25 protein-coding genes are annotated in these 22,579 nt (G+C 68.2%); 9 read left to right on the top strand and 16 right to left on the bottom strand.

Annotated features, from left to right (window positions below; genetic code table 11):
- Window positions 1–70 precede the first annotated feature (70 nt).
- Window positions 71–262 carry a hypothetical protein gene (locus tag ACYVF7_RS23410; RefSeq protein ID WP_460344413.1) on the top strand — a complete coding sequence of 64 codons (192 nt, stop codon included), beginning with the start codon at window positions 71–73 and terminating at the stop codon, window positions 260–262.
- A 98-nt stretch (window positions 263–360) separates the two neighbouring features.
- On the opposite strand, the gene ACYVF7_RS23405 is transcribed toward ACYVF7_RS23410, so the two are convergent.
- Window positions 361–546: a hypothetical protein gene (locus ACYVF7_RS23405; RefSeq protein WP_460344410.1), complete on the bottom strand. Its 186-nt coding sequence runs from the start codon at window positions 544–546 to the stop codon at window positions 361–363.
- Here ACYVF7_RS23405 and ACYVF7_RS23400 point away from each other — a divergent pair.
- A complete protein-coding gene (locus tag ACYVF7_RS23400; protein WP_460344407.1) occupies window positions 533–727 on the top strand; it encodes an STAS domain-containing protein in 195 nt (64 codons plus the stop codon). The two genes, ACYVF7_RS23405 and ACYVF7_RS23400, sit on opposite strands and share 14 nt — an antisense overlap.
- A gap of 443 nt (window positions 728–1,170) precedes the next feature.
- Here ACYVF7_RS23400 and ACYVF7_RS23395 read toward each other — a convergent pair whose 3' ends face one another.
- From ACYVF7_RS23395 to ACYVF7_RS23385, 3 genes are all read right to left on the bottom strand, one after another.
- Window positions 1,171–1,830, bottom strand: coding sequence for a recombinase family protein (locus ACYVF7_RS23395; RefSeq protein ID WP_460344404.1), 660 nt, complete (start codon window positions 1,828–1,830; stop codon window positions 1,171–1,173).
- 293 nt (window positions 1,831–2,123) lie between these two features.
- Window positions 2,124–3,602 (bottom strand): potassium/proton antiporter, encoded by a 1,479-nt coding sequence (locus ACYVF7_RS23390; RefSeq protein WP_460344401.1) that lies wholly within the window; start codon window positions 3,600–3,602, stop codon window positions 2,124–2,126.
- Window positions 3,603–3,791: 189 nt separating this feature from the next.
- Entirely contained in the window at window positions 3,792–4,004 is a 213-nt protein-coding gene (locus tag ACYVF7_RS23385; protein WP_460344398.1) for a hypothetical protein, read from the bottom strand.
- Window positions 4,005–4,216: 212 nt separating this feature from the next.
- Between ACYVF7_RS23385 and nhaA the strand changes: the two genes are divergently transcribed.
- A complete protein-coding gene (gene nhaA / locus ACYVF7_RS23380) occupies window positions 4,217–5,542 on the top strand; it encodes a Na+/H+ antiporter NhaA (protein ID WP_460344395.1) in 1,326 nt (441 codons plus the stop codon).
- 11 nt (window positions 5,543–5,553) lie between these two features.
- Window positions 5,554–6,018, top strand: coding sequence for a hypothetical protein (locus ACYVF7_RS23375; RefSeq protein WP_460344392.1), 465 nt, complete (start codon window positions 5,554–5,556; stop codon window positions 6,016–6,018).
- 141 nt (window positions 6,019–6,159) lie between these two features.
- On the opposite strand, the gene ACYVF7_RS23370 is transcribed toward ACYVF7_RS23375, so the two are convergent.
- From ACYVF7_RS23370 to ACYVF7_RS23350, 5 genes are all read right to left on the bottom strand, one after another.
- Window positions 6,160–6,729 (bottom strand): PP2C family protein-serine/threonine phosphatase, encoded by a 570-nt coding sequence (locus ACYVF7_RS23370; protein ID WP_460344389.1) that lies wholly within the window; start codon window positions 6,727–6,729, stop codon window positions 6,160–6,162.
- Window positions 6,730–6,778: 49 nt separating this feature from the next.
- Window positions 6,779–7,225 carry a hypothetical protein gene (locus tag ACYVF7_RS23365; protein WP_460344386.1) on the bottom strand — a complete coding sequence of 149 codons (447 nt, stop codon included), beginning with the start codon at window positions 7,223–7,225 and terminating at the stop codon, window positions 6,779–6,781.
- A gap of 517 nt (window positions 7,226–7,742) precedes the next feature.
- The gene (locus ACYVF7_RS23360) at window positions 7,743–8,045 is read right to left on the bottom strand and encodes a DUF3040 domain-containing protein (protein ID WP_460344384.1); all 303 of its coding nucleotides are present in this window, start codon (window positions 8,043–8,045) and stop codon (window positions 7,743–7,745) included.
- Between the two features lie 322 nt (window positions 8,046–8,367).
- Window positions 8,368–9,216 (bottom strand): ABC transporter permease subunit, encoded by an 849-nt coding sequence (locus ACYVF7_RS23355; RefSeq protein ID WP_460344381.1) that lies wholly within the window; start codon window positions 9,214–9,216, stop codon window positions 8,368–8,370.
- Between the two features lie 58 nt (window positions 9,217–9,274).
- Entirely contained in the window at window positions 9,275–10,192 is a 918-nt protein-coding gene (locus tag ACYVF7_RS23350; RefSeq protein WP_460344378.1) for an ABC transporter ATP-binding protein, read from the bottom strand.
- An 87-nt stretch (window positions 10,193–10,279) separates the two neighbouring features.
- On the opposite strand from ACYVF7_RS23350, the gene ACYVF7_RS23345 reads away from it, so the two are divergent.
- The 4 genes from ACYVF7_RS23345 (at window position 10,280) to ACYVF7_RS23330 (ending at window position 14,487) form a co-directional block, all read left to right on the top strand.
- Complete coding sequence (locus ACYVF7_RS23345) at window positions 10,280–10,750, top strand: GbsR/MarR family transcriptional regulator (RefSeq protein WP_460344375.1); 471 nt, start codon at window positions 10,280–10,282, stop codon at window positions 10,748–10,750.
- A 43-nt stretch (window positions 10,751–10,793) separates the two neighbouring features.
- Window positions 10,794–11,696, top strand: coding sequence for an alpha/beta fold hydrolase (locus tag ACYVF7_RS23340; RefSeq protein ID WP_460344372.1), 903 nt, complete (start codon window positions 10,794–10,796; stop codon window positions 11,694–11,696).
- 118 nt (window positions 11,697–11,814) lie between these two features.
- Window positions 11,815–13,791, top strand: a complete 1,977-nt coding sequence (locus ACYVF7_RS23335) for an APC family permease (RefSeq protein WP_460344369.1) — start codon at window positions 11,815–11,817, stop codon at window positions 13,789–13,791.
- Between the two features lie 9 nt (window positions 13,792–13,800).
- The gene (locus ACYVF7_RS23330; protein ID WP_460344366.1) at window positions 13,801–14,487 is read left to right on the top strand and encodes a response regulator; all 687 of its coding nucleotides are present in this window, start codon (window positions 13,801–13,803) and stop codon (window positions 14,485–14,487) included.
- Between the two features lie 161 nt (window positions 14,488–14,648).
- Here the strand turns inward: ACYVF7_RS23330 and ACYVF7_RS23325 are convergent, their stop codons facing one another.
- Window positions 14,649–15,353 carry a DUF998 domain-containing protein gene (locus ACYVF7_RS23325; RefSeq protein ID WP_460344363.1) on the bottom strand — a complete coding sequence of 235 codons (705 nt, stop codon included), beginning with the start codon at window positions 15,351–15,353 and terminating at the stop codon, window positions 14,649–14,651.
- A 144-nt stretch (window positions 15,354–15,497) separates the two neighbouring features.
- Between ACYVF7_RS23325 and ACYVF7_RS23320 the strand changes: the two genes are divergently transcribed.
- Window positions 15,498–15,980: a GbsR/MarR family transcriptional regulator gene (locus ACYVF7_RS23320; protein ID WP_460344360.1), complete on the top strand. Its 483-nt coding sequence runs from the start codon at window positions 15,498–15,500 to the stop codon at window positions 15,978–15,980.
- A gap of 416 nt (window positions 15,981–16,396) precedes the next feature.
- Here ACYVF7_RS23320 and ACYVF7_RS23315 read toward each other — a convergent pair whose 3' ends face one another.
- The 6 genes from ACYVF7_RS23315 to ACYVF7_RS23290 form a co-directional block, all read right to left on the bottom strand.
- Complete coding sequence (locus ACYVF7_RS23315; RefSeq protein ID WP_460344357.1) at window positions 16,397–16,681, bottom strand: hypothetical protein; 285 nt, start codon at window positions 16,679–16,681, stop codon at window positions 16,397–16,399.
- Window positions 16,682–16,951: 270 nt separating this feature from the next.
- Complete coding sequence (locus ACYVF7_RS23310; RefSeq protein ID WP_460344354.1) at window positions 16,952–18,499, bottom strand: tyrosine-type recombinase/integrase; 1,548 nt, start codon at window positions 18,497–18,499, stop codon at window positions 16,952–16,954.
- Window positions 18,500–18,503: 4 nt separating this feature from the next.
- Complete coding sequence (locus ACYVF7_RS23305) at window positions 18,504–18,737, bottom strand: DNA-binding protein (RefSeq protein ID WP_460344351.1); 234 nt, start codon at window positions 18,735–18,737, stop codon at window positions 18,504–18,506.
- Window positions 18,738–19,561: 824 nt separating this feature from the next.
- Window positions 19,562–20,608, bottom strand: coding sequence for a TRM11 family SAM-dependent methyltransferase (locus ACYVF7_RS23300; protein WP_460344348.1), 1,047 nt, complete (start codon window positions 20,606–20,608; stop codon window positions 19,562–19,564).
- Window positions 20,609–21,299: 691 nt separating this feature from the next.
- Window positions 21,300–21,512, bottom strand: coding sequence for a hypothetical protein (locus ACYVF7_RS23295; protein ID WP_460344345.1), 213 nt, complete (start codon window positions 21,510–21,512; stop codon window positions 21,300–21,302).
- A gap of 405 nt (window positions 21,513–21,917) precedes the next feature.
- Window positions 21,918–22,325, bottom strand: coding sequence for a hypothetical protein (locus ACYVF7_RS23290; RefSeq protein ID WP_460344342.1), 408 nt, complete (start codon window positions 22,323–22,325; stop codon window positions 21,918–21,920).
- Window positions 22,326–22,579: the final 254 nt, after the last annotated feature.

Raw genomic sequence — 22,579 nt, 5'->3', positions numbered from 1 at the left:
GTATGGCTCGGCATGTCGCACATTCCCGGATGGCCGCCGCGGCGGTGACCCGCCGCCGGAGACCGATGAGTTGAGCCAGATCGCGGCCCGCCCGTGCGGGCAGCAGCGGATCTGCGCCGAGCTGGCCGACGCGCTGGTGCGGCAACTGTTCGCCGCTGGCCTGGACCTGGCCGCCGCCCAAGCCCGCACCGGCTACCAAGACGACGACGCCTTCAGGCCGCCGGCGAACGCCTGGAACAGATCATCAAGGCCCTGCGCCTGACCGTCGCGGCCGACACCCAGACGGCTGCCGACTCTCTGGCCGGCCCGCCGCTGCCCACACCTCGGAGTTGCTCCGATCGGTGACGGTATGCAACGGTTTTATGCATGGAGCACCGTGTGCGCTCGCACCGGCATCTTCTCCACTGCACACCACCGGTCGGCCCGGCGGTGGCGCCGGAAGAGTTCGTGCGCCACATCACCCGCCTCATCGATGGGCTGGCCGTGGTCCATCTCGTCGGTGAACTGGACCTGGCCGGATTCGACGCGCTGGATGCGCACCTGCACCAGGTCCGCCCGTGCCCACGGCGACCGGCTGGTCCTGGAGTTGAGCCGGCTGACCTTCATCGACGCCAGCGGCCTGCGGCTGCTCCTACGCCACCACACCCAGACCCGCCGGGCCGGTGGTTGCCTCGCCCTGGCCGCACCCCACCCCGCGTCGCCCAGGTTCTGCGAGTCGCCGGCCTGACCGGCCACCTGCTCATCCACGACACCCTGTCGGCTGCCATCGACCACGCCCGCAGGCCCCCAGCGTGACAAGACCGACTCTGGGGGCTCGGGTCACTGATGCGGGTGCGGGCTCCCCGCCGCCGTGGCGCCCCGTCCCCTCAAACATGGGCGCCAGGCGACGGCGGAGACGATCGCGCCGGCCGGGGCAGCGGCTTTCACGGAACACCAGCACGACCTGACGCAGACAGTAACAGAGAGAACCCGGTGAGTGACCTAGTCGGTCAAACTGCCACGCATTTCCAGTTCGCACCGTCCGTCCCCTGATGACACTTCGCGGGCCGCGACTCGGCGCGGCCAGGCGCTGGCCCGTGAGCAGCAACCGAACGGCCAACGGCGATAGCGAGCCGGTTCAGGCGGAGTTACCGCCGTCCACCGGTCCGATGTGGGTGGCCCATCTGTCGGTCAGGACTGAGGGGGCGGGGTCCTTGGGTCGGGCAGCAGGTCGGCCAGTGCGGTGCGCACGGCGACTCGGCTCACCCCGTGCTCACGCGCGAGGCCCGCGATCGAGGCGCCCTGGTCGCGGAACGCCGCCCGCACTTCCTCGAGCTGGTCTCCGGCGAGTGCGGGCGGCCGACCGCGGTAGCGGCCTTCGGCTTCGGCCGCGGCGATCCCTTCGGCGGTCAGTTCGTTTTGCAGGTCGCGCTGGAACTGCCCGACGGCGGTGATCACGTTGATGATCAGGGCGGTGGTGGCGTCGTCGGCGGCCAGGTCGTGGAAGTTGGACAGCGGCCCCGACAGGACTCGCAGCACGACGCCGCGGGCCTGGCACCAGTCCCGGACGGCGTGGATGTCCATCAGGTCGCGGCAGAGCCGGAACAGCTCTGAGACGGTGAGGGTGTCGCCGGGGTGCGCGGCGGAGGCGACCTTGGCGAACGCGGGCCGCTCCAGTGCGGGGATCTTGGAGGTGGTCGCCGGGTCCTCGAATAGCAGCACCCCGTCGGCCGGGTGGAACCCCTCGGCGACTCCTTCGGTCCGGACCAGCAGGCCGGCCTCGGTGAGGATGTGCCGCTGCCGGAGCAGTGACTGGGTCGCGGTGGACGAGCGGGAGTAAACGATCCGCACCGGCGCTCCTCGGTAGCACGGAGCCCCGTTCTATCTGTCGGGAAATCCTGTCGTCAATCAACGCCTGGATCAGACCGCCCGGCGGGGTGTTTCATTCCCTGTTGTTCGGTTCTTTTGGCCGTCTCGGCGTGCTTCACGTGGGTGTCGTCAAACCTTCTAATCCCGACACCCCACGGACAGACCGAAGACCGGCGGATCGGCTACCTGGCGGCTGGGGTCACGTTCGGGAGCGGAGGGCCGTTTCGGGGCGGCTGTCAGGGGTCGACCGGACCAAGTGATCCGGTGTTCACGGGTTACCGGGTGAATAGGCCGGTCAGGTCGGTCTCGTCGCCGGACAGCACGACGACCTCGTCCCCGGTCTGCAGACGGGTCCGGGCCTGGATGGGAACGAGATGGCCGTCGCGGATTATGAAGCTGATCCAGGTGTCCTGATCCAGGGGCAGGTCTTCGATGGTGCGGCCGGCGGCCGGAGATTCCGTGGTGACCTGGAAGCGGTGCAACCCCTGAGGTTCGTGCTGGAAGCGGACGCCGAGAGTCCAGGGTTCGGGTTCGATAGTGCGCAGCGGCACCTTCAGCCGCCGGGCCAAGAAGGGCACCATTCCGCCCTGCACGATGACCGAGAACACCACGACCACGAAGATGATGTCGTAGACGCGAGGAGCCTCCTTCACGCCGGACTGCACGACGAACGCGCCCAGCAGGATCGGCACGGCGCCTTTGAGGCCGGTCCACAGCACGAAGGCGCGCTCGCCGAGCCGGAGCCGTACCGGCCATAGGACCAGTCCGACCAGCACCGGCCGGATCACGAAGGCGAGCAGCATGGCCAGCGCCAGTCCGATCAGCCATGCCTGCCCGTCGGGAAGGTCCCGCAATCGGATTGTCAGCCCGAGCATCACGAACGCGACGATCTCGGCGAGGCTGGCCAGCGAGGAGTGAAACCCGGTGATCTCGCGCTTGTAGGGAGCACGTTCGTCACCGATGAGGATGCCGGCGACGAATACCGCGAGAAAGCCCGACCCGTGCGCGACAGTCGCTATCCCGTAGACGGCCAAAGCGCTCGCCAACACGCGCAGCGAGTACAGGCCCTCACTCGGCAACGGCACCCGGCGCATGAACCACAGCAACGCCAGACCACCGGCGGCGCCGACGGCCACACCGACCGTCATCTGCAGCGTGAACTCCCACGCCACGTCCCCGACGGCGTCCAGGCCGGTGCCGGTGGCGCCCAGCAACGCGACCAGCAGCGCGATCCCGACCGGATCGTTGGCACCGGATTCGCCTTCGAGCAGGACGCCGCTGCGGCCGATGATCTCACGCCGGCCCAGCACGGAGAACACCACCGCTGGATCCGTGGGCGCCAGCGCGGTGCCCAGCAGCAGCCCGACGCGCCAGTCGAAACCGAACATCGTGTGCGCGGCGACGGCGACCGCACCAGCGGTGACCAGCGTGCCGGCCACACCAACCCATACCGTCCCGGCCGCGACCGTGCGGAACCGGCGCCAGCCGATGTGCATTCCGCCGTCGAACAAGATGACGGCGAGCGCGATCGTGACCACGTGCTCGACCGTGGTGAACGACAGCCCGCCGAGTCGCGGCCACAAGTCGGATACGACGGCGGCACCGATGAGGAAGAACGCGGGTGCGGGGACGCGCAGCCGTTCGCTGATTCGGCTGGACAGCACCGCCGCCAGCCCGACCAGCGCAACGGCGAGGATCACCAGCCCGTACGACTCGACGCCGTCCATCAGCGCGGACCGTCGTTCGTTGTGCACAGGCAGATCATCGGGGCAGCCCCTCTTTTGTCGGACGGCGAAGACAGCCGCCGACCAGGCTTCCCGGCACACCTGCCGATCACCCTAACGCATTCTTAATGCCTGATCCCCGGGGCAGAATTCGCGAGTAGCCGTGCACGCCCGGCCCCCACCGATGCCCATGCGGTCGTTGCCGCGCGGCGCCAGGTTCTAGAAGCGTCCCCCGACGCCGGCCCGGTGGTCGCCGGCCAGCATGGGCACGCTGATCCCGAACTGCAGCACGCCGATGAATCCCTGAAACAGCAGATACCAGGTGGGGGTGTCCGCGGGCAGCACGCGCGTCACCTGGAGGACAGCAACGGGTACGCGCAGCAGACGCCGATGCCGCCCGGGCTGCGTCGCGCGGTGGGCCCCGGTCTTCAATAAACGATGGTTTCTTGAAGATCATCGCGAGGCCCTCGCCGTGCCCCCTTTCAGGCGTACGGTCGGCACCCGGTGAGGTTTGTCACGGTAAGTGCCATCCTGGCCGGGTATGTGAGGGATAACGCGTCGTGAGACGCGAGGTGTGCCGGGAAGCCTGGTCGGCATCGGAAGGGGCCGTGTGCCCGTGCATCGATGCTGCGGAGGTTCACCGGATGGGCGTCACCCGGCGTGAGCGTACGACTTTTCTCCAGCGGCTGCCCTGGCCAGAACGCGCGGTGGTCGCCCGGACGCTGCGGACCGAGACGGTCGGCGGGCTGATCCTGCTGGCAGCCGCCGCGGTAGCGCTGGCGTGGGCGAACACCCCGTGGGATGCCTCCTACGCCCGCGTCCGCGACTTCCATTTCGGCGTCCCCGCGCTGGGGCTGGACATGTCGGTCGGGCATTGGGCCGCCGAGGGCTTGTTGACCGTCTTCTTCCTGGTGGCCGGCATCGAGCTGAAACGCGAGCTGGTGGCCGGTGAGCTGCGCAGTCCGGCGACCGCGGTGTTGCCCGTGGTCGCCGCGGTGGGCGGCATGACGGTTCCCGCCGCGCTCTACCTGAGCATCACCGGCGTCGGCGGTGGCAGTGCGGCCGGCTGGGCGGTGCCGATGGCCACCGACATCGCCTTCGCACTCGCGGTCCTGGCGGTGCTGAGCACCCACCTGCCCTCGGCCATGCGGGCGTTCTTGTTGACTCTCGCGGTCGTCGACGACCTTGGCGCGATCCTGATCATCGCCGTCTTCTTCACCGCCGGCATCAACCTGGTACCTCTCGCCTGCGCCGCCGCCGGCTTGGTCGTGTTCTACCTGCTCCAGCGCTACCGCGTCGGTGGCTGGTGGTGGTACGTGCCACTCGGGCTGACGATCTGGGCCCTGACCTACAACGGCGGGGTACACGCCACCGTGGCCGGAGTGGCCATGGGGCTGATCCTGCGCACCAAGCCTGACCGGCGAGCCGGTGAGGACGCCTCCCCCGGGGAGCGCACCGAGCATCTGTTGCGGCCGGTATCGGCCGGTATCGCCGTGCCCCTGTTCGCCCTGTTCGCCGCCGGGGTGGGCCTCTCAGCACCGGCCCTGGGCGCGGTGTTCACCCGCCCGGAGCCACTCGGTGTGGTACTCGGCCTCATCATCGGCAAGACGGTGGGGATCTTCGCCGGAACCTGGCTGGCCGCCCGCTTCACCCGAGCCCGGCTCAATCCCGATCTGGCCTGGAGTGACGTCTTCGCCCTGGCGGTGCTGGCCGGTATCGGCTTCACCGTCGCCCTGCTCATCGGTGAGCTCGCCTTCACCGACCCCGCCCAGGGCGAACACATCAAAGCCGCCGTCCTGACCGGATCCCTGATCGCCGCGGCCACCGCCGCGCTGCTACTCAAGCGCCGCAACACGATCTACCGCAGGCTGTGGGAGGCAGAAAACCGGGACCAGGACGCCGATGGCATCCCCGACATCTACCAACATGGCCGCGCTGGAACCATCCGCCATACCGCAGGGGAAGGATGAGGTGAGCACCGATGACATCGATCCGGCCGGCACGCAAAGCGATCATCGCTCTCATCGTCTCCCTCAGTTGCGGGGCGCTCATCGCGATCAGCACGCACATCTCACTACTGCGAACGGCCCGCGCAGAAAACGCGCGTCTGTCTCAGGCCACCGCGACCGTCATCGAACCCGCCGCACCCGAACGATCTCGGCCCGCCATCGGACACTGGACCACCACCGACGGCACCCGGCGCACCGGAGCGGTTCCCGCGCCACCCGGCCACACCACCGGGATGAGCCATCCGATCTGGATCGACGAGGCGGGTCAGATCGCTGACCCGCCCAAGAGCCCCCTGCACCGCGGCGCGCAAACCGCTCTTGCCGGGGCATGTGTCGCCATCGCGATCATCCTCATCCTCACCCGCCGTCCACAACCCGACGCCATCGACATCGAATGGCAGAACGTAGGTCCCCAATGGCACCGCCGGCATCTATGACCCCCGATACCCCGTCGCACCTCGCGGGCCGGCCCCGAAACCACCGGCGTTCCCCACGTCGCGCGTGGCGCGTTACCCGGCAGGTGCGGCGTCATTGTGGATCACCCAAGACACGTCCGCGACCGGCGGGTGCGTAGCCGCTCATGTGCCGGTGCGTCGGCGGATCAGCAGCATGGCGGCGTCATCGGCCAGCGGGCCGCCGGCATGCTCGAGAACATCGGTTCGCAGCCGTTCCAGGGCCTGCTGGGGATCCGCCAGATTGAGCAGATCCGCGCGCTCGAGCAGCGGGTAGAAACGGCCGTGGTGATCGCGTGCTTCGATGATTCCGTCGGTGAAGAGCAGCATCTGATCGCCGGGAGCGAACTTGACGGTATACGGGGAGGGCGGGACGTGGAGAAGATCCCTGAGGCCCAGCGGTGGCGCGGGGTCGTCGGCTTCGGCAATGAAGCAGTCCTCGCCGCTGAGGATGAGGAGCGCGGGGTGGCCGCAGTTGAGCAGGGTGACGGTGTCGCTGTCGCCGAATTCGGCCAGTACCGCGGTGACGAACTTCTCCCCGGCCAGCTGACGTGCCAAGCTCGCCTCCAGATGGGCGACGACGCTGGTGAGTTCCGGCTCTTCGTGAGCCGCTTCGCGGAAGGCGCCCAGAACGGCGGCGGCCGTCTCCACCGCCGGAAGGCCTTTGCCTTGAACGTCCCCGATGATGACGCGCACTCCCCATGGAGCGGAGACGACCTCGTACAGATCCCCGCCGATCCGCGCCTCAGCCGAAGCAGAGGTGTAGCTGAGCGCCAGCTGGATCGGCGCCGATCCTGCGGGGTACCGGCCGCAACAGCACTCGCTGGGCGACCTCGGCGACCGACCGCACCTCGGCCAGCACGCGCTCCCGCCGCTGGCGGATCGCGCTGGCCCACGCGCTCGCCGCCGTCACCCCCACAATGGCGACCAAGATCAGCGTGTGCTGCCGCCGCCCCACGAAGTGGTCGTAATAGCCCAGCATGATGCACAAGATCAGGGCCAGCAGACCCACCAGCGCGGTCCGGCGCGTGCCACACGACAGGCTCGCGAACGCCGGCCCCAGCGTCAGCAGCGGCACAAATCCCACCGGCGGGCCAGCGAGTACGTCGACCACGGCCACCGCCCCCATCACCGCGAACGGTAGCCACTGGAGCAGTGAATCCGATCCCGCGCCCTCGCCCTGTATGATCACGCACCCCCATCTCAGCTCTGCGTCGGCAGGATAGTCCGCGCATCCGCACAGGCGCCCGCGGACGAACCTGCGGCAGCGGAGAGGGTCAGTTGCTCGTGGTGAGGGTTTGCCGCTGAGCGGCGATCGCCTCCCGGGCCTGGACGGGTCTGCGCCGAGTCCAGGGCACTGCGAGGGCGAGCAGAGCGATGACGGCGATGGAGCTCATCGCCCACCATTGATGATTCGTCCACAAGCCGGTGCCATTGAACTGGGTCAAGTAGACATATCCGATTCTCCGGCGCCAGGACTCCGCTCCGATGCAGGTCGCGATCCTGCCGGTGGAGATTTCCCTGGCCCTTCCGCGGTGCTGTAGCCGCTCAAGGCTGTCGAGGCTTCAGGAAGAGCTCGGCGTCGGCACGGCTGGCATCGGGCCCGCAGATCGCCTCGATAGTGGTCCTGTGTGTACTGCCGCTCCATGTAACCACTGAGACGGCCGTTGTGGCCCCAGAGGTACCGGGTGACCAGGTCGGCATGGTGATCATCGTGGCTCGAACGGCAATGGGTGATCCGTCTGGACGGGGAAGTAATAGGACGGCGCGGGTGATGGCGAGGAGCCATCCTCGGCATCGCGGGCCACGAACGTGACGAGGGCTGTGATCACCAGGAGGGCGATGACGGCGAGGAACAGGTTCAATGACCAGTGCGGCGCAATCACCTCATGCCGGCGCATACGCCAGCGGAATACCATCACCCGTCGAGCGAACGCCAGATCGCCTGTAAGAAGGCGTCGTTCGATCTCGGCAAGAGCGCGTTGTTCGTCTCTGGACAGGGGCACGGCCATGCCTCCTCGCGGCCGGAGAAGACATCGGTTCAAGTATCACGCGTTCGGGTCGATTGCCGCCAGCCCCGGCCCGGCGCTACTTGGCCCCATCATCAATGGCAGTTTCTCGTCACGTTCCCCGGAGCGTATGGGAGCGTGGCGCGCACGCGCCGCTATGAGCGACTGCAAGCACGTAGGGCAAGCTGCTCACGGTTTGTCGAGCTTCCCGAGGTCGTGCTCAGCGGCTGACTTGGCGGCAGTTCTCTAATGTCGAGGGGCCTGGGTCTCCTCTACCGCAGCGGACAACCCAGGCCTTCGCGAGCAATGTGCTGCCATGGGATGGTCAGCGGCCGAGGTCGCGGTGGCCGAATCGCCAGTTGCCGGCGGCGACGAAGACAACCGCGGCACCGGCCAGAACCACGATGTCGGCGACCTGGAATCCGTTTTTGAGGGGTTCGCCGCCGATGTAGTAGTGGAAGGGCGTGAGGTAGCGCAGCCAGTCGGCGCCGATCTGGGGGGCGAAGCCGTGCAGGGCGTAGGTGGCGACGCCGAGGCCGGCGGTGATGCCGAAGACGGTGGCGCGGTTCTTGCCGGTGGCGGCGCCGATGCCGGTGGCCAGGGCGCCGAACAGTATGGCTAGCAGGGCGAGGTTGAGGGTCTGGGCGGTGAATGCGCCGATGGTGACGCTGTCGAGGTCGGCGCTGGTGCGGACGGCGAGCATGGCGGCCAGGACGGCGGTGGCGATGATGACGGCGCCGGTGGCCAGGGCGGTGAAGCGGTGGAGCAGCAGGCGAGTGCGGCTGATGGGGTGGGCCAGGAGCAGGTCCAGGTAGCCGCTTTCTTCGTCGGAGGAGATCATGCGGGCGCCGGTGGCGGCGCCGTAGAAGGTGGCCAGTAGGGGGAGGAGGAGACCGAAGACCGCGCCTTGGAGGTAGCCGGCGGCCGTGGAGGTGTCGTGGAGGCCGAATCCGCGCATGGCCTGGGGCACCTTGGCCATGGAGTCGGCGGAGATCTGTGGGTAGAAGCTCGCGTACATCATGGCCAGCAGACCGGTGGCCAGCGCCCAGACGGTGAAGATACGCCGGTTGTCGAAGAGGGTCTTGGTGTACATCGAGCCGCCGAACGCGCGGGCGAGCCCGGAGGTCCCGGGCAGTACGGGGGGCTTCGCGGCAGTGCGGGCCGTCGTGGTCATCGATGTGTCCGTTTCGTTCATCGTGGCGCGTGCAGAAGTACGGGTGCGGGAACGGGCGCTAGGCGGCGCGACCGTTGTCCTGCTCGATGGCCTGGCCGCTGTAGTAGCTGTGGAAGAGCTCTTCCAGGTCCTGGGTGTCGGCGCGCAGGCTGGTGACGGTGTGCCGGGCGGCGGCCTTGATCAGGGCATCGGGGCTGCCGTCGATCCGGCAGGCCAGGGTGGTGCCGTCGATGGACAGGGCGGCGACCCCGGGCAGGGCGGCGAACTCCTCGGACCGGATCGGTGCGGCGAAAGTGATCCGGATCTGCAGGAAGGATCGGGCGCGCAGGTCGGTGACGGTGTCGAGGGCGACCAGGCGGCCTTCGCGAATGATGGCCACCCGGTCGGCGACCGCTTCGACCTCGCTCATGATGTGGCTGGACATGAACACCGTCTGTCCGGCCTGTTTGGCCTCGATGACCAGGTCAAGGAAGGTCTGCTGGACCAGGGGGTCCAGGCCGGAGGTGGGTTCGTCGAGGATCAGCAGCTCCGGTTCGTGCATGAACGCTTGGATCAGGCCGACCTTCTGCCGGTTGCCCTTGGACAGGCTCTTGATCCGGGCGTTCAGGTCCAGTTCGAGGCGCTCGGCCAGGTCGGTGATCCGGCGGGCGGGGACACCGCCGCGTAGGGCGGCGAGGAAGGCCAGGCATTCGCTGGCCTTCTGGCGGCCGTCGACGACGAAGTCACCGGCCAGGTAGCCGATGCGGCGGTGGAGCTTGACGGCCTCGCTGCGGGGGTTCAGGGCGAGGACGCGGGCGGTCCCCGAGGTGGGGCGGATCAGGTCCAGCAGCAGGCGGATGGTGGTGGACTTGCCGGCCCCGTTGGGGCCCAGGTAGCCGAACACCTCCCCGGAGTGCACCTGGAGGGTCAGGCCGGTCAGGCCTCGGCGGTGGCCGTAGGTCTTGGTGAGCCCGTTCAGCTCGATCGCGGTGCGCATAGCCCGTACAATATCAGAATCTTCAGAGACTTCTGAAGATTTGGAGCTGTTAGACTTCGCCTAGAGTTCTTGGAGAAGGGATTGGCCTTGGCGGATACCACCGAAGCGGCCGAGCGGATGGCCTTGACCCTGGCTCAGGGAGGGCTGCAGAAGGCCACGGCGCGGGTGATGGCGGCGTTCTTGTTCGCCGATGCCGACAGCGTCACCGCGCCCGAGCTCGCCGAGCAGCTCGGCATCAGTTCTGGTTCCGTCTCTGGTGCGATCAAGATGCTGTCGACGGTCGGGCTGATCGAACGCGCGCCCGCTCCCGGGAGCCGTCGTGAGCATTACCGGCTGCGTGAGGGGGCCTGGGCGACGCTGATGTCGGCGCAGAACGGCATGGTCCAGGCGATGTTCGAAGCCGCCGACCAGGGCATCAAAGCGGCCGGTGCAGACAGCCCGGCCGCGCGGCGGCTGAGCGAGATGCGCGACTTCTACGGGTTCATGTTCCGGGAGCTGCCCGCGCTGGTCGACCGCTGGCGGGCCGAACGTGGCCGCTCAATAGAGCCGGACTCATGAAACCCTGAATCCTGATCAGCCGCCGTACCCCCGGAGGACCGCGATGCCCGAGGTCGAGCGCCCCACGCAGACGATCGAGGTTTCCGGAGCAACGGTGGAGTACCGTCTGGAGCGCCGTGGTCCGCGCATCGTGCTCATGCTGCATGGCGGGCACATGCGCGCCGGTCTGCCGCTCGGCGAACAGGTGTTCGCCGACACCGGCTACACGATCCTGGCACCGTCACGTCCCGGCTACGGACGTACGTCCCTGGCGGCGGGGCCAACGCCCGCGCGGTTCTGCGACCTCGTTACCGCGCTGTGCAGGGAGCTCGGCATCGAGACAGTCACCGCGGTGGTGGGACAGTCGGCGGGAGGCCCTACCGCGGTCACGATGGCCGCTCGCCATCCGGACCTGGTCCAGCGCCTCATCCTTCAAAGCGCTGTCGGGTTCCTGCCCTGGCCACCCCGCCGCATCCGCACGGGCGCGGCTCTGCTGTTCGCGCCCCGCGCCGAGAAGATGACCTGGGCGCTGACGCACTCGCTGATGCGCCGCGCACCACGACTCGGGCTTCGGCTGCTGCTACGCGACCTGACGATGCGGCCTGTCGGTCCCTTCCTGACCGCTCTGGGCGATGAGCATCGCTCGCTCTTGGTAGAACTGTTCGGCCGGATGCGCTCGGGCAGCGGTTTCGCCGCTGATCTGCGTGCCATGGCCGATCCTTCTGCCCAGGAGCACCTGCCCGCGACCGTCCGTCAACCGACCCTCGTCATCGCCACTCCGAACGATGGAGCGGTTCGGTTCGCGCATGCCCGTTCCCTGGCCGCCGCCATCCCGCACGGGCACCTGGTCACCAGCCGCGCCGACAGCCACTTCATCTGGTTCAGCGACGACTATCCCACCATCGCCGCCATGATCACCGATTTCCTCACCGAACAAAGCGGAACCTCTGCGGCATCCGGGTCATGAACGAACGGCCGTCCGCGATGTTAGGGCGCCGTTAAAACCCATCACGTCGGCGTTAGGAAACCGCTAGGAACGCAAGCACAGTGAAGATGGCCGCTCTGAACGGGCGTATCTCGGGGGCATGAGGCATACGGCACTGCAGGTGCCCAAACGGTTCTTGGTCGGACGCCCGATGCGGACGGCCCAGATGGGCGAAACCCTGCTGCCGAAGAAGCTGGCATTGCCGGTGTTCTGCAGCGACCCGCTTTCCTCCAACGCGTACGCCACCGAAGAGATCCTGCTCGGGCTGAGCCTGGGCGGCCTGGCGTTGTTCCACCTGGCCCCATGGGTGGCGCTGGCGGTGATCGTGCTGCTGGCCGTCGTGGTGCTGTCCTACCGCCAGACCTGTCACGCCTACCCCAACGGGGGCGGGGCCTATGCGGTCAGCCGCGCCAACCTCGGAGTGAACGCCTCACTGGCCGCGGCCAGCGCCTTGCTGGTCGACTACGTCCTCACCGTGGCGGTGTCGGTGGCCGCCGGGGTCGCCAACATCGTCTCGGCCATCCCGGCGCTGGCACCGTACGCGGTGCAGATCTGCCTGGGCATGGTCGCGGTCCTGGCGGTGATGAACCTTCGGGGCGTCAAGGAATCCGGGACGGTGTTCGCGATCCCCACCTACGGGTTCGCGTTCGTGGTGTTCACCATGATCCTCTGGGGCGCACTGCGGGCGGCGTTCGGGAACACCCCACAGGCCGAGTCGGCGCACTTCGGCATCCATCCCACGCACGGCTCCACCGGTCTGCTGGCATTCGCACTCGTGCTACGCGCCTTCTCCCAAGGCTGTACGGCATTGACCGGGGTGGAGGCGGTCAGTAACGGGGTCCCGAACTTCAAGCGGCCCAAGTCCAAGAACGCCGCCGACACGCTGGCGATCATGGGCGTGATGACCATCGCGATGTTCGCCGGTATCACGCTCCTGGCGTTGGTGTCCCATGTACGGGTCGCCGACAGTCCCCAGAATCTGATCGGGGCACCGGCCGGGTATGCGCAAAAGACGGTCATCACTCAGGTCGCGGCCGCCGTGTCGGGGAACGGCTCACTGCTGTTCTATCTGGTGGCCGGCTTCACTGCGGCAATCCTGGTGCTGGCCGCCAACACCGCCTACAACGGCTTCCCGATCCTGGCCTCGATCCTTGGCGAGGACGGTTTCCTGCCCCGGCAGTTCGCCCGACGCGGCGACCGGCTGGTCTTCAGCAACGGCATCGTGATCCTTGCGCTGCTGGCTGGGCTGTTGATCTGGGTCTTCGACGCCAGCACCACCAAGCTGATCCAGCTGTACATCATCGGAGTGTTCGTCTCCTTCACCCTCAGCCAGGCCGGGATGGTCAAGCACTGGACCGATGAATTGCGCGGCACCCAGACAGGACCGGATCGACGGCGGATCCACCGGGCCCGGGTGATCAACACGATCGGCGCCGCATTCACCGGGCTGGTCCTGGTCATCGTGCTGATCACCAAGTTCACCCACGGTGCCTGGATCGTGGTGATCGCGATGCCGCTGGTCTTCGCGATGATGAAAGGGATCCACCGGCATTACGAGCACGTCGCGGCCGAACTACGCCCCAGCGACGACGCGGTCGCGATGCCCAGCCGGGTGCACGCCGTGGTGCTGGTCTCCAAGCTCCACACCCCGACCCTGCGGGCGCTGGCGTTCGCGCGCGCCACCCGGCCCAACACGCTGACGGCTCTGACGGTGCACACCTCCGACGCCGAAATCGAGAACCTGCAACGCGAATGGACCGAACGCGGCATCCCCGTCCCACTGACCGTGCTGGACTCCCCCTACCGGGAGATCACCGAGCCGATCCTGGCCTACGTCGCACGCATCCGCCGCAAAAGCCCCCGCGACGTGGTGGCGGTCTTCATCCCCGAGTACGTCGTCGGGCACTGGTGGGAACACCTGCTGCACAACCAGAGCGCGCTACGGCTCAAGGCCCGGCTGCTGTTCCGGCCCGGCGTCATGGTCATCAGCGTGCCCTGGCAACTCGGCTCCGCAGAGGCCGCACTCGCGCGCCACGGCGACGAACAGACCGCCATCGACCGCCGATCAGCCTCGTGAGCCCCTGCCATGGCCACCATCCTGATCGTCGAAGACGAGCCGCCACTCATCCAGGCGCTCGATCGTTCCCTGCGCGCCCAGCACCACGACGTCCACACCGCCGCCGACGGCACGACGGCCCTGTCACTGGCCTGCAGCCGCAGGCACGACCTGGTGATCGTTGATCTGGCTTCACCGAACGGCACGGAGGTGATCCACGGGCTGCGCGGCTGGTCACGCATTCCGATCATCGCGCTGTCAGCCCACCACGACGAAGGCGACACTGTCGCCGTCCTCGACGCCGGCGCCGACGACTACCTCACCAAACCCTTCGGACTCAACGAGCTTTCCGCGCGGATCCGCGCCGTGCTCCGCCGAGCCGAACCAGAACCGGCCGATCCGGATCCGGTCATACGCACCAGCGCCTTCACCGTCGATCTAGCGGCCGGACACGTCACCCGCCACACGCCCGAAGACGACCAGCGCGTCCAGCTCACCCCCACCGAATGGCAGATCCTGCAGATCCTCGTCCGCAACCCCGAAAAACTGATCACCCACCAGCAACTGCTGCACGAGATCCAAAGATCCACACATGCGACCAGCACCAACTACCTACGCGTCTACCTGCGGCAACTCCGCAGCAAACTCGAACCTGACCCCGCCCGCCCGCGACATCTCATCACCGAGCGCGGCATCGGCTACCGCTTCGCGCCCTAAGCACCTCCGGACAGCGACCGAACCAACATGCTCCCTCGGAAGTGCGTCCTTCTCATCTTCGGCAGGGGAAAGGGACGGCTGCGGACCGATGGCGTGATCGACGAGCGCCGCTTCTGTTGATCGAGCAGCGGCGCCGACGGCCGTACGCACCCGATACGCGACTACAGCGAGAAACGGCTCCTCCCTGATGCCGACGCCGCCGACCCTGCGGGACGATCGGCGTCGGCGTGCACGCGGCGCAGGTACACGCCCACAGCGATCAGCCAGCAGAATCCGGCCAGCAGGGAAAGATGTTCGAGCAGGCCCGCGGGGGCCGGTCGCCAGAGGCCCTGGGCGTCCAGGCGATAGGCGATGCCCGCGGCGAAGGCGAAGACGATGATGACGGTCCCGGACAGCCGGGAGTAGAGCGCCCAGGCACGGCTTGTCTCCCGCAGGCGTCTGGCCAGGACGAACGTGGTGGCGCTGAGCCCTGCGAACAGCAGGAACCCGGCCACCTGGTGGACGAGGCCGGCGGCGGTGACGGTACTCGGCTGCCCGGGCGGGTACCCGAGTGCGGGATCGGTGGGCACCAGCCCGGCCACGATGAGTCCCGCCGCAGCCGCCGCGAGCAGAAGGGGTCCCCAGGTCGCGCCTCGCCCACCGCGCAGAACGCGACGCACTCCGGCAGCGAAGGCCGCCAGCAACAGCCCGCCGAGCACGAAGTTGATCGTCTGCAGCCAGCCGCGCTCACCGGTGCCGAGCTGACTGGCGCCGTGGTGCCACAGGCTGTAGCCGGACCGGGTCGCACCGTCGGCCCACAGCAGCGCAGGCACCAGGGCGCCGGCGGCGATGCCGCCGGCAAGCAGCGCCGAAAGGACACGGTTCATCGGGAAGTCCTCCTCCTTCTCCGCGACGGCGAACATCGCGGGCCGACCAGACTTCCCGGCTCTCCACAGCACGCCCTCGGGGCGTATCCTTAATACACGGATTTTAGCTGATGCTGAAATAACTGCAAGAGGGGAGGCGGAGGTGTGACCGAGCAGGAACGCTTGCTGGAATGGGTGGAGCGGGTGGCGATGTACCTGGCGCGCGATGGGGTGCCGCCGATCGCCGGGCGAGTGCTGGGCTGGCTGATGGTCTGTGACCCGCCGGAGCAGTCAGCCGGCCAGATCAGCGCGGCCATCGGCGCCAGCCGCGCCTCACTGACATCGAACCTGCGGCTGCTGTCCGGCATGGGGTTTCTGACCTGGCGCACCCGCCCGGGCGAGCGGACCGTCTACTACCGGATGGCCGATGACGCCTGGGCGGTGGTGGCCCGCAATCAGATCGCCGCCATCACCTCCTTCCTCGACATCACCCGCGACGGCCTAGAGCTGGTCGGCCCCGGCGATGAGCGGACCGCACGCATCCGCGATGCGCACGCCACCTTCGAATGGATGGCCAAGGTCTTCGACAACGCCCCACCCCTGCACCCCGACGGCACCTACGGCCTCGACGATCAGGAGACATCGTGACCCGGCAGGCGATCGTGGTCGCGACGCCGCACCACCTCCACCGCCGCCTACCGGGCCATGGTCACCATGATCCGGCTGATACCCGCACCGCTGTGGCGCAAGGGCATCACCGCCGATGGCAACGCCACCTGGCGATGGCAGCCGCCCCACCTGCCGGCACCCACCACCCACGACTGAACCAGAGCCGACGCAGCTCGGGGCTGGCGAAAAACACTGCCACTCCGCCGACTGAAAAGCTTCCGACAATCGACTTGCAAAGTGAACGTAGCCGACGTGCCAGCCGGGGACCATAACCGCAGCACCGAAGAGGCTGGCCCAGATCCAGGGCCAGGAACGGACTGCCGACCAGCCTTCGACCAGGTCCGCCCTCAGGCTCGAGGCCTTGCGGGCGACGCGCGGGGCGTGGATCGTGGCAATCAGCGCGGCCGAGGCGAAGAACGAAACCGCGTTGAGGCCGACACCGTAGGCCGGACCATGTTCGCCGGCAGCACCATCGCGATCCCTGGCGCACCGGCCCCGGTCCCCAGCACCACGAACGCCAGGGCACCGACTTCCATCGTCGTACCGGCGGCGTTGATCTGACCGGCGATGAAATAGCTGCGGAATCGCCGGTCGCTACTAAGTGGCGTGCCGATCCGTGCCAGATGATCTCCCGCCCGGCCAGACGCTGCGACCCGCTGGATCAGGCCGAGCCTGCTCATGCCGTCAGCGCTCGGATCGCGATCGAACCGGAGGCCGAGCCCCGCCCCGGGCCGGTGCTGCCAGGGCTGGCACGGTCGCAGTATCGAAGCGTTAACAGCCGGAGCGTCCGCGCGAGCGTCATCATCATCCGCCCCCCAGGGGACCGTGTCGGCCGTGGACACTACGCGGCGGCACGCGTGATCACGCGGTCCGACACGTATCGGCCACCACCGGCCGCACCTGATCGGCAGCGGGGCAGAACGACCTCGCTCAGCAGGCCCGCGACGCGTTTATGTGAACGCCGCGGTGCTGCCGCTGGCGGGCCGGTCCGTCGCGACCAGTGCGGCGGTGTTTTCGGCGGCGTCGCGGGATAGCTTGGGGTAGACGCTGGTGTAGGTGTCGCGGGTGAAGGCGCTGGTGACGTGGCCGAGGGTGTGCTGGACGATTTTGATGTCGACGCCTGCGGCGAGCATGAGGGATGCGGCGCCGTGGCGCAGGTCGTGCAGGCGGATCGGTGGGAGACCGGTTTCGTAGGCGAGCCATTGGAACTGGTCGGTGACGTGCGCGGGGTGGAGTGGGTCACCGTTTTCGTCGGTGAAGAAGAACTCCGATTCCCCGAGTCCGGCGGCGAGGCGTTCGCGGTTCTGTTTGGCCCGGTGGGCCCGGAGGATCTTGATGGTTTCTTCGTCGAGGTCGATGATGCGGTCGCCGGCGTCGCTTTTGGGTTTGCCGTGGTGGGGGTTCCAGCCGAGCTGGGTGATCTGCCAGGAGACCGCGATCGTCCCGTTCTTGAGGTCGACGCTGAGGGTTTGGATCCCGCATGCCTCCCCGCGGCGCAGGCCGCGCAAGGCGATGAGGCGGAAGAGGGGGTAGAGCCGGTGCCGGGTGGCGCGCTGCAGGAACCGGCTGGTCTGTTCGGGGGTCCACACCATGACCGGCGAGGGGCGTGGGGTGCCGATGTAGGCCTCGATCACGTTGATGCGTTTGCCGCCCGCGCGTTCGCGGACCGTGGCCAGGTGCCGGCGGTGGGCGGTTTCCCAGGCGCGGACGCGTTCGTCGGTCCACACCAGCGGCTTGGGCCGGGTCGCGGGTGGCAGCTCGACAATCGCGGCGGGGTTGAAGTCGATCAGGCGTTCTTGTTTCATCGCGACATTCAGCGCGTGCCGCAGCGTCGCGCGGATGTGGCGCAAGGTGGGCGGATTGACCACCCGCCGCCACTTCACCTTGGCGCGCAGAGTGGGGTCGTTGCTCGCGCGGGCTTCACGGATGAGCTCGTTGTACTCCTCGATGTCGTCGAACATCTCGGAGATGTCAGCGACGCGTAGTTCCTCAACGGGGATGTTCCCGAGGTGGGGCTTGAGGTAGAGGCGGATGTCGCTGGCGTAGCGGTTCTTGGTGGTGGCGGTGATCTTCTTCTTGCCCTCCAGCCAGATGTCGAGCCAGTCGCCGAGCAGGATCTTGCGGTTGAGCTGCTGACCGGTGCGGACCTTCTTCCGCACGGTGTCGGCGTCGGGCAGTTCCCCGGTTTTCTTGACGGTGCCGAGGACGAAATCGGTGATCTTGTTCTGGATGCGCTGGTCGTTGCTGATCGCCAGCAACTCTTGAGCCTTCTCCAGGTCGTTTTCGGCCGCCGTCTGGGTCGTGAAGCCGCCGCGCCGTAGCGGGTTGCGGCGCGTGCCGTCGAGGGCCGGGGGGAGTTCGAGTTGGTAGGACCAGGTGCCGTGGTGGGGGCTCCATCGGCCGTCGGCGCGGCGGAGTTTCGGGCATTTGGTTTCCAGGCGGCGTCCGGTTTCGGTATCGCGGCAGCTGCATCGTTTGAACGTTCGTCCAGTGGCCATTGGGTCACTCACTCCCCGATTCGAGATGTGTCGGCTGGTATCCGAGCAGGGCGAGTAGCTCCGGGGTGGGCACCAGGTATTTCTTGCCGACGCGGATGATCCGGCAGGGGAACTCACCGGCCTGGGCGAGTTCGTAGGTTTTGGTACGGCCCAGCCCCAGGGCTTTGCCCGCGGTGACCAGGTCGACCACCGTGGGCAGCCCGCCCAGCTCCGCCAGCGACATCCCGGCCCTCACCACGACCACTCCCCGATCGGGGAGCCGGCGGGTGCGGACCCGCTCGCCGCTGGCGTGCCCCAGACGGCAGCCGGAACCGTGTGGTCCCGGTGTGCCGGGGCACCGTCCATGGCGTGGACGGCGGTGCGGGGCGGGGGATATCGACGCTCGCCTCCACGGCCGGGGTCAAGCCGAATCCGCTGGTCACCGCAGCTCACCACGGCGGGTCGCCGCCAGGTGCTCGCGGGTCGCGGGCCACCGGTTCCGGCACCCGGTACGGTCCCGTTCCGGCGTAGGTGCCGTCGCGGTGTGTAGGGCCGGTAGATCCGGGGGCGAGGATAGGGAGTGGGTTGATCTGTCCGCGCTCGGGACCGGGGACAGAGGCGCGGCGGGGCGGCGCAGGCCGCACAGGCAGAATCCGGCCGGGCGAACCGATCCGTCCGGGGTTTGACCGATGGCCCTGAAAATGAGCGTTGGACCCGCGCCGTTCGGCAGGACGCCGATCCGAGCCGCGACGGCAGCAGTGTTGTTCAGCCAGCCGGTGCCGGTAGCTCGTCGCCGGGTCTCGGTCGGGAGGAGACAGGGTAGGTGCCCTGGGCGGTGACCACGGCCTGGATGTCTCTCCGCTGGCCACCGCTCCAGATGCGGTGGCCCCATCCGGCTGGCCTGCCGCCCAGGGCACGGAGCATGTACGCCCACCTCGATACCGCTGGTCAAGTCGTTCCGGCCCGGTCCGCCGGGGGCGCTCGCAGACGGATTCATGGCGCACCTGCCGGGCTGTTCGGCTGAGCGAAGGCGGTCCTCGCCGAGGCGTTGCTCAGCGAGGACGCGGAAGGCTTGGAGCTGCCTCACGAGTCGCGCTTCCCGCGGTCGTCGCCCCGCCGGTCCACCGACGCCGAAGAGTTGAACCGATCCTCGGGTTCAGGCTGAGGACCCTTCAGTTCGGCTGAACTCAGGGACTTCGGTGATCGTCTGAGGACGAGGACTTCCTCGTGCGCGTTCACGTGCAGGGGCAGGCCGGCGGCGCGGGCCTTGCGGGTCTCGTGCATCGCGAAGAACGACGCCCGCGTCACCAGATGGTCGTCCTTGATCCCGCACAGCAGTGCCACCAGCCGCTGCACCGGCTCCAGGCCGGCGTCTTGAGCGGCGGCCCACACCTGGGCGGGGAAGTCGATGAACCGGCCGTGGTGGCGGAACGGGCGGGTGGTGATGGCGACGATCCCGCCGGGCCGTAGGAGCGGCAGGCACCCGGCCAGGATGTCGGTGAACCCGGTCAGCAGCCGGTCGTGGCTGGTGCGGGCCAGGTTGCCGGCCTCCTTGCCGTAGCTGTAGTCGCTCTTGCGGACGCCGGGGCGGCCGGTCTCACGACTGGAGCGGACTTGCCCGTGCGTGGCCTGCCCGTACGGGGGCGAGGTCAACAGCAGCGCCGCCCGTCCCGCGACGTGCGGGTCGGTGAGCAGAGCGCTCGCGTTGCGGGCGTCGTCGGTGATGACCGCGCCGGTCCCGGACGCGCCCTGGTCGCGGGCGTGGTCGAGGTTGGCCCGGGCCAGGTGCGCCCACCGGGGTTCACATTCGATCCCGATCGCCTCCCGGCCCAGGTGGACGGCTTCGACGAGGGTGGTTCCGATGCCGCACATCGGGTCGAGGACGAGGTCGCCGGGGCGGGTGTAGGAGGTGATCGCGGTGGCGGCGAGTGCGGGAAGCATCTTGGCCGGGTGCGCGGTCGCCGCCGACAGGTAGCGGCCCCGGCGCTGGGTGATGGCGGGCTGCTGCGCGCACGCCCACACCGACAACGGCACCGGCTCCACCGGGCTAGCGGCGGGTGAGGCGTCGCGGTGGGTCCGGTTGGGCCGGCCCGGGCGGTGACGGTCAGACTGGTCAGGGTTGAAATTCATGACGGGTGCTTCTGCTTCCACCCGTCTCGAACGGCACGCACCCCAGGCAACCCGGCCCCGTAGGCACTTCTTAGGCACGGCCAGTGGGCACCTGATCGGCAGACGCCGAAGACACCGCGGTGATCTTAGGCGCGCGGTTAGGCGCGGGGCGCATTGCCTTGGGCACGGGCATAGGCACGCGGTAGGCAACCACTCAGCACGCCGGTGGCCGGGGACGCGGGCATAGGCACGCCCGTAGGCAAGCGGCCAAGTCCGTAGGCACGATCTTAGGCACGTGGCCGGCAACCGCTGGGCAAGCGCCGGGGACGCGAACCGCACCTCGCAACGCGGGTCAGCAAGCAGTTACCGCGTGGACGGACCGTAGGGCGCGCGAGTGGACAACCGTCTGGGCCCATAGGCACGGGCTTAGGCACGTGACCGGTGAGGGATGAGCATGTCTTCGTCCAGGCGCGCGGCGTCGACACGTCCTTAGGCAAGCCGTCGGCACTGCCGGCACGTGCAACGGCTCACCTCAAGCGACGGGACAACGGTCGGCAAGGCCCGCCGCATGAGCTTCACGCGCTTCGCGCCTGGACAAACCGCTGTTCGCTGCGCAGCAGGGATCGCTGAGGGCACCAGCCGACCCGTGCCGGGCAACAGCCGCCCGGCGGCCGGCCGCTGCCAGGGTCACAACAGGTCGCGCGTCGATTGGTTAGGACGTCCACCAGCGGCGCAGCGTCCCGCAGGCGCCGTCCTGTTCGATCTCCCCGATCGCCGGGCGGCCCTGCAGGGTGGTGGAGATCCGGTGGACTCGGCCCTCCCAGGTCCGAAGGACACGGACGGGATACCGCGTCCCCTTCCACGTGATCGCGGCCGGCTTGCCGTCCGGAGTCGTCTCGATGTCGATGGGAGCGTCGAGTCGCATGCCGGGGAGACTAGCGGAACATCGAACTATCGTTCGAGAAGGCACGCCGCCGTTCTGGTTCCAAGAATGCAGCACGCCGCGACACATGGTGCACACGACGCGAGATGGTGTGCTGCTTCCGGAGGCCGTGCGGAACTGTGGACGCGCCCCGGTCGTGCCGAGGTTGGTTTCGTTAGCGAGGACTGACCGCACTTGCTCGTCAGGAGTGACCGCGCCCTGGTCTGGGGGAAGCCGTTGTTCGTGAGTTCCGACCGCATCGCGGTTTATCGCCAGGCTGACTTGTCTGCCTGTTATCGCTGGCCTGGTCCGCAGAGGTTCTCGCCGCCGCGACCAGCGGGCAAGGCCCAGGCCCGGAGCCAGGACTCGCCATCGGCGTCAACCTCGCCAGGGATTTAACGTATCGGGTCAGAAGTACCAGAAGCTGTACATATGGTGGCCGTGGGCTGCCGCGTGGCGCGCGACGATGGCCAGTCCCTGCACGGCGTACTCGCCGTGCGACCATGCCGCTGCCGCTGACAGCGCCTCGGTATCCGCGACGGCCAGGGCATGGGTGAGCGTGTCGGTGACCGTCACCAGGCCGGCCTCCACGACGCCGGCGCCCTCATCGAAGATCTCAGTGATCTGGACGCCGTGCCTGGGGTCCGCCGTGATCTCCTGGCTGTCCCGGCCGGTGAGGAGCGCTTCCAGCTCGGCCAGCATCTCGGGCCGGAGTCCATCGTCCTCGTGGACAGGTGGCCTCCCCAGCCAGTCCCCGAGCTCCGCGATCGCGGTCTCATCGTCTGGGGCCGCGAAGACCATGCTCATCTCTCCCATGAGTCCAGATCATCCGTGCGACCCCGTGCCGCCGCAAGCCACGCGCCGCATCCAGTCCGCACCGTGCACCGCGGTCAGTTCTCCCGAACAAAATCACGAGGTAGACGCGGGCGTAGGAACGCGCTCAGGCGCGCGTGATGCTTAGGCATTTCGTAGGCACGCATCCGTAGGCGCCCAGGTCAGGCGGTGTGCCTAAGAAATGCCTACGGCGGCTGGCTGCATGAGAGCTCCCGAACCAACCCGGATCGAAGGAG

This window comes from Actinoallomurus acanthiterrae (genome assembly GCF_054775715.1).
This window is presented reverse-complemented; position numbering and strand designations above follow the sequence as displayed.